Source organism: Nocardia sp., assembly GCF_025465275.1.
Lineage (GTDB): Bacteria > Actinomycetota > Actinomycetes > Mycobacteriales > Mycobacteriaceae > Nocardia.
Map to the genome: position 1 here is coordinate 1 of NZ_JAODNK010000068.1, position 11018 is coordinate 11018.

10 protein-coding genes are annotated in these 11018 nt (G+C 65.8%); all 10 read left to right on the forward strand.

What is annotated here, in order from left to right; translation table 11 throughout:
* Nucleotides 1–641, forward strand: a 641-nt coding sequence (locus JWN03_RS15110) for an acyl-CoA dehydrogenase family protein (RefSeq protein WP_297614873.1), incomplete at its 5' end; no start/stop codon positions are given.
* Between the two features lie 187 nt (nucleotides 642–828).
* Nucleotides 829–1245 (forward strand): hypothetical protein, encoded by a 417-nt coding sequence (locus tag JWN03_RS15115; protein WP_297614875.1) that lies wholly within the window; start codon nucleotides 829–831, stop codon nucleotides 1243–1245.
* Nucleotides 1246–1361: 116 nt separating this feature from the next.
* A complete protein-coding gene (locus JWN03_RS15120) occupies nucleotides 1362–1862 on the forward strand; it encodes a hypothetical protein (RefSeq protein ID WP_297614877.1) in 501 nt (166 codons plus the stop codon).
* 207 nt (nucleotides 1863–2069) lie between these two features.
* On the forward strand, nucleotides 2070–2834 hold the full coding sequence (locus tag JWN03_RS15125) for a transposase (protein ID WP_297614879.1): 765 nt from the start codon (nucleotides 2070–2072) through the stop codon (nucleotides 2832–2834).
* A gap of 151 nt (nucleotides 2835–2985) precedes the next feature.
* Nucleotides 2986–3654 (forward strand): GntR family transcriptional regulator, encoded by a 669-nt coding sequence (locus tag JWN03_RS15130; RefSeq protein ID WP_297614881.1) that lies wholly within the window; start codon nucleotides 2986–2988, stop codon nucleotides 3652–3654.
* 56 nt (nucleotides 3655–3710) lie between these two features.
* Nucleotides 3711–5099, forward strand: coding sequence for an allophanate hydrolase (locus tag JWN03_RS15135; protein ID WP_297614883.1), 1389 nt, complete (start codon nucleotides 3711–3713; stop codon nucleotides 5097–5099).
* Nucleotides 5096–5809: a cysteine hydrolase family protein gene (locus tag JWN03_RS15140; protein ID WP_297614885.1), complete on the forward strand. Its 714-nt coding sequence runs from the start codon at nucleotides 5096–5098 to the stop codon at nucleotides 5807–5809. Before JWN03_RS15135 ends, JWN03_RS15140 begins: the two co-directional genes overlap by 4 nt.
* Nucleotides 5810–5824: 15 nt before the next feature.
* Nucleotides 5825–7432 (forward strand): regulator, encoded by a 1608-nt coding sequence (locus tag JWN03_RS15145; RefSeq protein WP_297614886.1) that lies wholly within the window; start codon nucleotides 5825–5827, stop codon nucleotides 7430–7432.
* Nucleotides 7433–7497: 65 nt separating this feature from the next.
* A complete protein-coding gene (locus tag JWN03_RS15150) occupies nucleotides 7498–9012 on the forward strand; it encodes an AIM24 family protein (protein WP_297614888.1) in 1515 nt (504 codons plus the stop codon).
* Nucleotides 9013–9120: 108 nt separating this feature from the next.
* The coding region (locus JWN03_RS15155) for a molybdopterin-containing oxidoreductase family protein (RefSeq protein WP_297614890.1) at nucleotides 9121–11018 on the forward strand (1898 nt) is incomplete at its 3' end.

The window sequence follows — 11018 nt, forward strand, 5'->3', positions numbered from 1 at the left end:
TCAAGTCGTTCGTGGTGCCGCGGGATGCCAAGGGCCTCACCGTGTCCCGCCTCGAGCACAAGCTCGGCATCAAGGCGTCCGACACCGCCGAGATCCGCTTCGAAGACTGCCGCATCCCTGCCGACAATATTCTCGGCAGCCCGGAGGTCAACGTGGAGAAGGGTTTTGCCGGCGTCATGCAGACGTTCGACAACACCCGCCCCCTCGTCGCGGCCATGGCCGTCGGCGTCGGCCGCGCCGCCCTCGAGGAGCTCCGCAAGGTCCTCTCCGAAGCCGGCATCGAGATCGACTACGACAAGCCCGCCAACAACCAGTCCGCCCCCGCAGCCGAATTCCTGCGCATGGAAGCCGATTACGAATCGGCCTACCTGCTCTCCCTGCGGGCAGCCTGGATGGCCGACAACAAGAAGCCCAACTCCCTCGAGGCCTCCATGTCCAAGGCCAAGGCCGGCCGCATGGGCACGGATGTCACCTTGAAGGCCGTCGAACTGGCAGGAGCCACCGGCTACTCCCAGCGCACCCTCCTGGAAAAGTGGAGCCGCGATTCGAAGATCCTCGACATCTTCGAAGGCACCCAGCAGATCCAGCAGCTCATCGTCGCCCGCCGCGTCCTGAACCTGGGCAGCGACAAGCTGAAGTAAGTTCTGGCACAACCGGAAACCGGTGTCGGTCATTTCGATGACTTACACCGGTTTTCTTTTGTCCGCGAGCCCCTGTTTCCATTGTCTGAAGTAGACATACTTCACATCTATGCTGTCGGTGAGTTCCAAGGTCACGCGTTTGCGTGCGATCTAAAGAAGCGAGACGGCGACGATGTTGAGTTCAGTTGTGGGACAGCGTATTCGGGTGGGCGGGATGTGTGCCGCGGCGGCGGCCGCCGCGCTGGTGATCGCCGCGCCACAGGCTTCGGCCGAGACCTGGGATATGACGCTGTCCGGGTCGCAGCAGACGGTGGGGTGCAGTTACAAGCTGTCCATCGCCAGTGCGCCGGCGTTGGCGTCGGCGACCTTCTATGACAACAACACACAGATCGGCAGTGGCAACGCGGGATCGTCGATCCTCGGTTCCGGGCTCAGTGTCTCGTGGACTCCGAAGACTGCGGGGACCCACACCCTTACCGCTAGCGTCGGTTATCTGAGCGCCTCCATCATGGTCAATCCGATCACCGTTCAGGTTGGGGCGGCCGCGGCCGGGTCGGGCAGTTCCTGTGGCGGAAGCTCGCTGTTCCCGAGCATCTCGGGGTAGGCCTGCCGCAACCCGCCGAGAACGGGCCGGTCAGGCTATGCGTGAAACACATAAGTCCAGATAGGCGATACCGTGGGTAACAGGAACCTCTTCGAACGCGAACGAAAGGTTGACCCATGAAATTGATCTGGACAGCTGTTCCCGCGCTCATTGCCGCTGCTGCCGTCGCGGGGTGCTCGGGTGATAACTCCACGAGCAGCACCGCGAGCGGTTCGAGTACCCCGACCGCGCCCTCCACGACGTTCGATCCCGCCGATCACAGCGACGACGACGAACACGGGGGCGCGGTGCGGGTGCCGCTCGGCGAGACCAGGAAGGTTCTGGTACCTGCCGATGCGGTGATGGAGATCAAGGTTCCGGCGAGCTGGGGTTCCTCGATTGCCTTGCGCTGCACCGCGACCGATGCCGGTGGACAGCGCGTAGAGCTGCGGCCGCCGGATGCGGTTCAGCCCGAGCAGGTCCGGGAAATGACGTGGACACCATTGCAGACTTTCTCCGCACCGGCCAATGCGGAGGTCACCGTCGGCTGCTCGGACCCCGCTACCAAGATCCCGCCCAATGATTCGATCACTTTCATCCGTGTTGTGCCGCGCGGCCTCATGCCGGGCCGAGGGTGAGCCGTTGCGGAGCAACCATCCGCAGTTGTCCGCAACCGCCCTCACCACCGAGCCAACGGTGCGCCACCAGGCCGCCGCCAGGATCGCGGAACGCGGTAGAAATCGCCAGCAGCCCATCGTCGGCCCGCCGCATCGTGGACCTGGGCAGCGACAAGCCGGAGTAAGTTCTGGCACAACGAAAGAACCACCGTCACCGACGACGGGGGCGTGTTGTTCGCACTGGTCAAGAAATCCGCGGCCGCCCCGGCTCGCACCGGTGGTGCGTCGATCGGGGTGGACTGGGGTCTGGTGAGCATGTTCACCACCAGCACCGGACAGATCCTGGGACAAAATCTGCACACGTGGTTGACCGAACGCGATAGCGAGTTGACCGCGTTGACGGCCCAGTTGCAACGCCACGGCCTCAAACCGTCGAAATCGGCACGGTTCCGGGCATTGAACACCCGGATCCGCGCCTACGTGCGTAACGAGGTCGGGCGATTGTTGAATCAGCTTGCCACACAGGACGTGCGGGAGATCGTGGTCGAGAAGCTCGATTTCCGTTTCGGTGGGTTGAGTAAACGATTGAACCGGATCGTGAGCCGGGCGGGGAGGGCGGCAGTGACCAAGAAACTGGCATCACTGACCGAAACTTCGGGGATCGCTGTGACGGAGGTCAATCCCGCACACACCTCCCGCACCTGTTCGGGCTGCGGGTACGTGGATGCTCGGAACCGCACCTCACAGCAACGGTTTCGGTGCCGGTTCTGCGGTAGAAAGCTCCTGGCCGATATCAACGCTGCCCGTACTGTCCTCGGACGTTCCGGGGTGCAGGGTGGTTGGTTGTGCTGGTCCAGGGATCGGGTACTTGCGTGGTTGGATCGGGAATTCACCGCCCGCTGGCGGTATGACCCGACCCGGTTGCGGGAGCGTCCCACTGCACGCGGTCGCAGTACCGCTCCTTCGCTACCGGCGGAGTCAATCGCAGCCTGAGGAATACATTTCCACGGTTTCGAATACTGCACGAATCCCATGATCAGCCCCGCCCAATCTCCTGCATCGTCGTGCCCCTGACCTACACCCTGCCGCCGAAGAGTCCCTCGCGCAGACCACACATCCGGTGTCCAAGCGGCACACTCGTCTCATGGTGTCGCGGATGGATGGGGCGGTGCTGCCGCTGAGCCTGGTGGAAATGGCTACGCGGCATGTACGGGCCGAGGTGTTGAGTGGCGGGTTCCAACCCGGGGGGCGGATCGGCGAGGAGGCGCTGTGTGCGCGGCTGGGGACCAGCCGGGCGCCGGTGCGGGAGGCGCTGCGACTATTGGCGCAGGAGGGGTTGATCGAGCACTTGCCGCGCAGGGGTTTTCGGGTCGCGGTGTGGTCTGATACCGACATACTGCAGCTCTTCGAACTGCGCCGGGTGCTGGAGCGACACGCGATCGAGAGTGCGTTCCCGCTGGTGATGGAGCGGGATCCGCTGCGGGCGGTGCGAGCTGCGCTCGAAGAGATGCGGGTCGCGGATGCCGCGGATGATCTGTTCGAGCGAGATAATGCACATCGGCGATTCCACGCGGAGATCGTGGCGCTGGCGGGAAACCGGCAGTTGGATGTGGCATATGAGCCGATCCTGCTGAAGCTGCAACTGCCGATGGCCCGCAATCTGCGTGCGGAGGCGCAAATAGCGCAGCGGCACAATGGAATAAGGCGCCATGCCGAGCTACTCGAGGCACTGGAGCGCAATGATGCGGAGCTCGCCCAGGACGCACTCCGCCGGCACGGCGAGCTGACGTATCTGGATCTCGATACCCGCTAACACACTGGATACATTGCGGCACTCTCGGGTTCACACATTCTGTCGACAATCGACAGATGCTGAACCCAGGGCCCACGGTCGCGGAGATTCTCGCATCACACGAAAGTGGTAGCGGCTCACCGACGCACACTGCGGCGCGGGTCGCGGATGCCATTGCGGCCCGCGGGGAAGACGGCACCTGGATCACACCGGTGCCGCGCGAACAGCTGCTCGCGGACGCGGCGGAGATCGAACGGCGGCCCGGGGCGCGCATGCTGCCGCTGTACGGCGTTCCGTTCGGGGTGAAGGACAGTATCGATGTGGCCGGGTGGCCGACCACCCTCGCGTGTCCGGACTTCGCCTATGTCGCAACGGAAACCGCGCCTGCTGTGCAGCGGCTGCTGGATGCGGGCGCGCTGTTCGTCGGCAAGACGAATCTCGATCAGTTCGCGACCGGACTGAACGGGACCCGCACGCCGTACCCGATACCGCGGAGCGTGTTCGGCGGTGATCTGATCTCCGGCGGGTCCAGTTCGGGGTCGGCGAAGGCGGTGGCGCTCGGCGAGGTGCCATTCTGTGTTGCCACGGACACCGCGGGCTCGGGCCGAGTTCCGGCCGCGCTCAATGGAATTGTCGGCTGGAAGCCGTCGCGGGGATTGATCAGCACGGTCGGCCTGGTGCCGGCGTGCAAGTCGCTGGACTGCCTGACGCTGATGGCCACCACGGTCGAGGATCTCGACCGGGTATTCGAGGTGATCGCGGGAGTGGATCCCGGCGATCCCTGGAGCCGTGCACGCGGCCCGCGCTTCGCGGGCGGCCGTCTGCGAGTGGGGTTGCCGGCCGAACCGGAGCTGGAGTTCTTCGGCGACGAAACCTTCCACGCCGCACATCTGGGCGTGCGGGACCGCCTCACCCGGCTCGGATTCGATTGCGTGGCAACCACACTCCAGCCTTTCCTGGATGCGGGCACCCTGCTGTATCAAGGCCCCTGGGTCGCCGAGCGCCTGGTGGAGTTCGAAACCTTCCTGGCCGAGCATCCTGATTCCATACTGCCGGTGATCCGGGAGATCCTCACCAGCGGTTTCCGATTCACCGCGATCGATGTGTTCCGCGCGCAGCAGCGGCTGCAGGAACTGAAGGCCGTGGTGGCGCGCAGGTGGGCCGACTTCGATGTGATGGTGGTTCCGACGATAGGCACCACGTTCACGGTCACGCAGGTGCAGGCCGATCCCATTCGGACGAACACCGTGCTGGGGCATTACACCCACTTCGGGAACCTGTTGGACCTCACCGCAATTGCCGTGCCCGTGGGCACCACCTCGGATGGACGCCCCCTCTCGGCCATGGTCTTCGGACCGGCGCTGGCCGACGACACGGTGCTCGCGGCGGCCGCCCGAATCCTCGACGAGCCACGCCAGCTGGTGGCGCATTCGGATATCCGGCTCGCACAGAAGGATCGAAGATGACGGCAGTTCAACATATTCCGGCGCAACCGACAGATTTCTCCTTCGACCCGGGCACTACCGCACTGGTCGTCATCGATATGCAGCGAGACTTCCTGCTACCGGGCGGCTTCGGCGAAAGTCTCGGAAATGACGTAGCGCAACTGCGCAAGGTGATCGGCCCCCTGGCAAATCTCATGGCCGCCGCCCGCGCGGCCGGTATCGCGGTGATCCACACCCGCGAAGGACATCTCCCGGATCTCTCGGACTGTCCTCCAGCAAAACTATTACGAGGCAGCCCCTCTCAGCGTATCGGTGATCCCGGCAAGTACGGACGCCTACTGGTTCGCGGCGAGTACGGGCACGACATCATCGACGAACTCGCACCACTGCCAGGGGAGGTGGTGATCGACAAACCAGGCAAGGGCGCCTTCTACGCCACCGAGCTCGCCCAGGTGCTGGCGCAGAAATCGATCGGCTCACTGCTCGTCACGGGTGTCACCACCGAGGTGTGCGTGCACACCACGGTGCGCGAGGCCAATGACCGCGGCTACGAGTGCCTGGTCGTATCCGATTGTGTCGGTTCCTATTTCCCGGAATTCCAGCGGGTCGGACTGGAGATGATCGCGGCCCAGGGCGGCATCTTCGGCTGGGTCGCCGATTCCGCGGCGGTCATCGACGCACTGGCCGCCGCTCCCCCGATCACCCACGCTCCCTCGAACACCCCGGTTTAGCGAACAGGAAATCCGATGTCCGTCGATACCAAGCTCGCCGACGAAACCAGTTCCGCCGCACCACTTTCGCTGCCGTGGTGGACACGCGGCGATACCAATGCCTTCTTCGGCCTCGCATTCAATATCCTCGTCAACGTTCTCACCCTCACCACGCTGTCCATCGCGGTCGTCAAGATTCCGAGCAGCGATGTGCTCGGGACCGTCCTGCCCGCGCTCGGTGTCGCCCTGGTGCTCGGCAATCTCTACTACATGGTGCTGGCCCGCCGCCTCGCACGCCGCGAAGGCCGGGACACGGTGACGGCGCTGCCGTACGGGCCCAGCGTCCCGCACATGTTCATCGTGGTCTTCGTGGTCATGCTGCCGATCTATCTGAAGACCAATGATCCGATGCGCGCCTGGTCGGCAGGTCTGGCTTGGGCCTTCATGATCGGCGTCATCGTCATGATCGGCGCGTTCGTCGGACCCTTCATCCGGCGGATCACACCGCGCGCCGCCATGCTCGGCACCCTCGCGGGTATCTCCATCACCTTCATCGCCATGCGCCCGGCCGGGCAGATGTGGGAGGCCGCGTGGATCGGGCTGCCGGTGCTCGCCATCATCCTGATCGGGTTCTTCACCGATGTGAAACTGCCGGGCAATGTGCCGATCGGCCTGGTGGCACTGCTGGTGGGCACGGCGATCGGCTGGATCGGCGGCTATATGTCGGTACCGGATGTGTCCAAGGCCGTGCACGACATCGCGCTGGGTCTGCCGGATCTGCGCCTGCATCTGCTGTTCGACGGACTGAGCCATCTCGGCCCGCTGCTGGCCACCGCAATACCGCTGGGCGTCTACAACTTCACCGAAGCCATGAGCAATGTGGAGAGCGCCGCCGCCGCGGGTGACAACTACAACCTGCGGAGCGTGCTGCTGGCCGATGGTTTCGGCGCGATCATCGGCTCCGGATTCGGCTCGCCGTTCCCGCCGGCCGTGTACATCGGCCACCCCGGTTGGAAGGATGCGGGCGGGCGCAGCGGTTACTCGCTGGCCAGCGGTGCGGTCATCGGATTGATGTGCCTGCTGGGGCTTTTCGGGGTGCTCGCCACAATTCTTCCCATCCCGGCCATTGTGCCGATCCTGCTCTACATCGGATTGCTGATCGGCGCGCAGGCCTTCCAGGCGGTGCCGCGACTGCACGCGGTCGCCGTGGTCGCGGCAATCCTGCCGAACCTGGCGCAGTGGGCCGTCGGCCAGATCGACAATGCGCTGAGCGCGGCGGGCACCACCGCCGACAAGGTCGGCATGGGTGCGCTCGACCAGGCCGGTGTCGTGTACAGCGGTCTGCGCACCTTCGGTGACGGCGCGGTGCTGGCGGGGCTCGTCCTCGGCACCATGGTGACGTTCATTCTCGAAAAGCGTTTCCGCGCAGCGGCCGTCGCCTCCGCCGCCGGTGCGGCCCTCGCCTTTATCGGCCTCATCCACGCCCCCGAGGTCGGCTGGGCAGCCGCCCCGAAGGTCGCGCTGGGGTACCTATTGTTCGGTGTGGTCTGTCTCGCCTGGTCTTTCGTACCGAAGTCCACACCCACACCGCCCGAGGAGCCGGAACCGGAGCTGTCGAGTGAATCCGAGGCAAGCCCGGTCTAGCGCAGCCGCCGCCGGCGCGGCAGACTCGAGGACGTGAAACTGATGTCAGTGGGGGGCGGGCTGTCGTGAGTACGCTTGCCCGGGGCGAGAATCGGCCGGCGCCCGCGCAACGATTGACGGTGACGGTCACCAGCTCGGCGTCGGTGGATGTATCGGCGCTGCTGCTGGGGGCCGACGGGCGCGTGCGCTCGGATGCCGACTTCGTCTTCTTCAATCAGCCCGTCGCGCCCGGAGTCACCTACGTGCACGGGCGCGGCGCCGGCGATGTAGTCGATGTCCAGACCGGCGCGCTGCCCCGCGATGTGGACAAGGTGGTCGTGACCGCGAGCCTGGACGGCAGCGGCCCGCCCACCTTCGCCGGCGTCGGCACGCTGACGGCGACCATCGGATCCGATTCGGGCGCATTGACTTTCCCCATGAGCGGGTTGAGCACCGAGACCGCCGTGGTGTGCGTGGAGATCTACCGGCGCGGCGACAGTTGGAAAGTCCGCGCCGTCGGCCAGGGCTACGACGACGGGCTGGCCGGCATCGCGTCCGCGTTCGGCGTGAATATCGACGACGAACCCGAGGAACCGCCCGCGAGTGCGCCGCCGCCGCTCGCCGCGAATTCGGCTCCCGCGTTCGCGCCGCCGCCCGGGCGAGCTGCCCCGCCGCCCGGCCAGTACTCTCCGCCCCCGGGCCAATACGCCCCTCCCCCTGGGCAGTACGCCCCGCCACCGGGATCGGCCCCACCGCCGCCCAGCGCACCCGCGCAGGTCAATCCCGCGGCGCAGCAATCGTATTCGCCGCCGCCCGCATACTCCGCGCCGGCCGCCCCCGCATTCCCGCAAGGAGTACAGCCCATGCAGAGTGAATTGTTCGATCCTGTTCATGCCGAGGTCAATGGCGTCGGGATTCAGAAACAGGGCGGCAAGATGATCAAGGTCGCCGTCAATGGGGAGGTCATGGCGCGCGCCGGGTCGATGGTCGCCTATCAGGGCGATCTGCAGTTCAAGGCGCTCGGTTCGGGCGGCATCGGGCGAGCCATTCAGCAGCGGCTCACCGGTGAGGGCGTGCCGCTCATGAAGGTCACCGGGCGCGGAGATCTGTTCCTGGCCAACGGCGCGGCCGATGTGCACACCGTCGATCTGGACGGCACCGACGGGCTCACCATCAATGGTGCGAACGTGCTCGCCTTCGACCCGTCGCTGAGCTACAACATCAAAATGGTCCAGGGCGCAGCCGGTTTCGCCAGCAATGCCGGACTCTTCAACTGCGTCTTCACCGGCCGCGGCCGCATTGCCATCACCACCCACGGCTCCCCCGTCGTCCTGAATGTGGATCAGCCCACCTACGCCGACCCGCAAGCCGCCGTGGCCTGGTCCTCGAGCCTGCAGACCGGCATCAAACGCAATGACTCCTTCGGCTTCAGCCGCCTCATCGGCCGCAGCACCGGCGAGGGCCTGACCCTCTCCTTCTCCGGCCGCGGCTTCGTCATCGTGCAGCCCTCGGAGCAGCCCCCCGGCGGCTTCATCGGCGGCAGCGGCGGCGGCCAGGAAGCAGGGCAGAGCCCCGGCCTCTTGGGCGGCCTGCTCGGCTGACCCGAGATTTCGTAAGCGGCACATGCCAGCGGCGAACAGCGAGTGGGCCCTGCCACCATGTGCTGCTCAGCGCTGCTCTCGGGCGAGGTGGCCGCCTACGATCAGGGTATGAAGGTGCTCGGTGCTTGCCCGCTGGATTGCCCTGATGGCTGCTCCTGGGTTGTGGACGTCGAGGACGGCGTCGCGGTGGGGCTGCGGGGGAACAAGGCACATCCGATCACGCGCGGGGCGCTGTGCGTGAAGGTGAATCGGTACCTCGAGCAACTGAAATCCGATGAGCGGATCATGCATCCGATGCGGCGGGTGGGTAAGAAGGGCGAGGGGCGGTTCGAGCGGATCAGCTGGGATGAGGCACTCGAAGAGATCGCATCGCGGCTGACGGAGATCACCGAGGAGTTCGGCGGTGAGGCGATCTGGCCGTTCCACGGGACCGGGAGCCTGGGGTACATCCAGGGGCTGGAGGGGTTTTCCGGGCGGCGGTTCTTCAATGCGCTCGGGGCGTCGCTGCATGATCCGACGATCTGCTCGGTATCGGGCACCGTGGGGTTGAAGTACACGCTGGGGACCTCGGGCGGGATGGATCCGGAGGACTTCACGAAGTCGAAGTTGATTCTGCTGTGGGGGACGAATCCGCTGACCTCGGGTCATCACGGGTGGAAATTCATCCAGGACAGTGACGCGTACACCGTCGCCATCGATCCGGTGCGGACGCGTACCGCCGAACGGTGCGATGAGCATCTCGCACCACTGCCGGGGACGGATGCGGCGCTGGCTCTGGGACTCATGCACATCATCGTGTCGATGGGGGCGCAGGACGACCGGTTCATCGCCGAGCACACCGAGGGCTGGGACGAATTCCGCGGTCGCATAGCGGAATTCACGCCGGATCGGGTAGCCGAAATCACCGGGCTCCCGGTGGAGCGGATCGTAGCGCTGGGCGAACGCATCGCCCGGACCCGGCCCACCGCCATTCGCGCCTCGCAGGGCATGCAGCGGCACGCCGGCGGCGGAATGGCCGTGCGCGCCCTGGCCTGCCTGCCCGGCATCACCGGCGATTGGGCGATTCCCGGTGGTGGACTGCACTATTCGACCAGCGGGCACTTCGATCTGAACCTGCCCGAGCTGATGCGATTCGACCTGCTACCGCATCCGGTGCGCACCCTGTCGATGACCCGGCTCGGCGAAGCCCTGCTGGAGGTCGACGACCCGCCGGTCAAGGCGCTTTTTGTCATCGCCGCCAACCCGGTCGGGTCCAATCCGGAGCAGCGCAAGGTGATTCGGGGACTGGAACGCGAGGACCTGTTCACCGTTGTCCTGGAACACTTTCCGACCGATACCGTCGACTATGCCGATATCGTCCTGCCCGCCACCATGCAGCCCGAACACCTCGATGTGCTCGCCGCCTACGGCAACCTCTACCTGGTCTGGAACGAGCCCGCCGTGCCGCCTCCGGGCGAATGCCTCTCCACCACAGAGACTTTCCGCCGCTTGGCACAGCAGATGGGTCTCACCGAACCCGCGCTCTACGACTCCGACGAGGAATTGGCCCGCCAGCTCTTGAAGGGCCACGACCTCGACACCCTGCGCACCGAAGGATTCCTGAAGGTCGCCCCGCGCCCCGTCCCCTCCGGCAAGCTGCAGTTCGTTTCCCCGCGCGCCGAAATGGCGGGCCACGACCCGCTCCCCGCCTACACACCGCCCGCCGACACCGGCGACGGACTCGTCCTGATCTCCGCCGCCTCCCACTACTTCCTCAACACCACCTTCGCGAACAATCCCGAATTGCTCCGCCGCGCCGGAGATCCCACCATCACCCTGCACCCCGACGACGCCGCCACCCGAGGTATCACCGACGGCGCTCCCGTCACCGTCGCCAATGCCCGCGGCTCCTTCGAAGCAATCGCCGAACTCTCCGACCGCGTCCGCCCCGGCGTCGCGGCCACCCCGAAGGGCCGCTGGGCCAAACTCTCCGGCGGCGCAACCGTCAATGCCACCATCCCCGAACG

What these genes read in the sequence shown, in the direction of transcription:
- JWN03_RS15120 (WP_297614877.1), top strand. Translation starts at nt 1,362, where the DNA reads ATGAAATTGATCTGGACAGCTGTTCCCGCGCTCATTGCCGCTGCTGCC.
- JWN03_RS15145 (WP_297614886.1), top strand. Translation starts at nt 5,825, where the DNA reads ATGTCCGTCGATACCAAGCTCGCCGACGAAACCAGTTCCGCCGCACCA.
- JWN03_RS15140 (WP_297614885.1), top strand. Translation starts at nt 5,096, where the DNA reads ATGACGGCAGTTCAACATATTCCGGCGCAACCGACAGATTTCTCCTTC.
- JWN03_RS15130 (WP_297614881.1), top strand. Translation starts at nt 2,986, where the DNA reads ATGGTGTCGCGGATGGATGGGGCGGTGCTGCCGCTGAGCCTGGTGGAA.
- JWN03_RS15135 (WP_297614883.1), top strand. Translation starts at nt 3,711, where the DNA reads ATGCTGAACCCAGGGCCCACGGTCGCGGAGATTCTCGCATCACACGAA.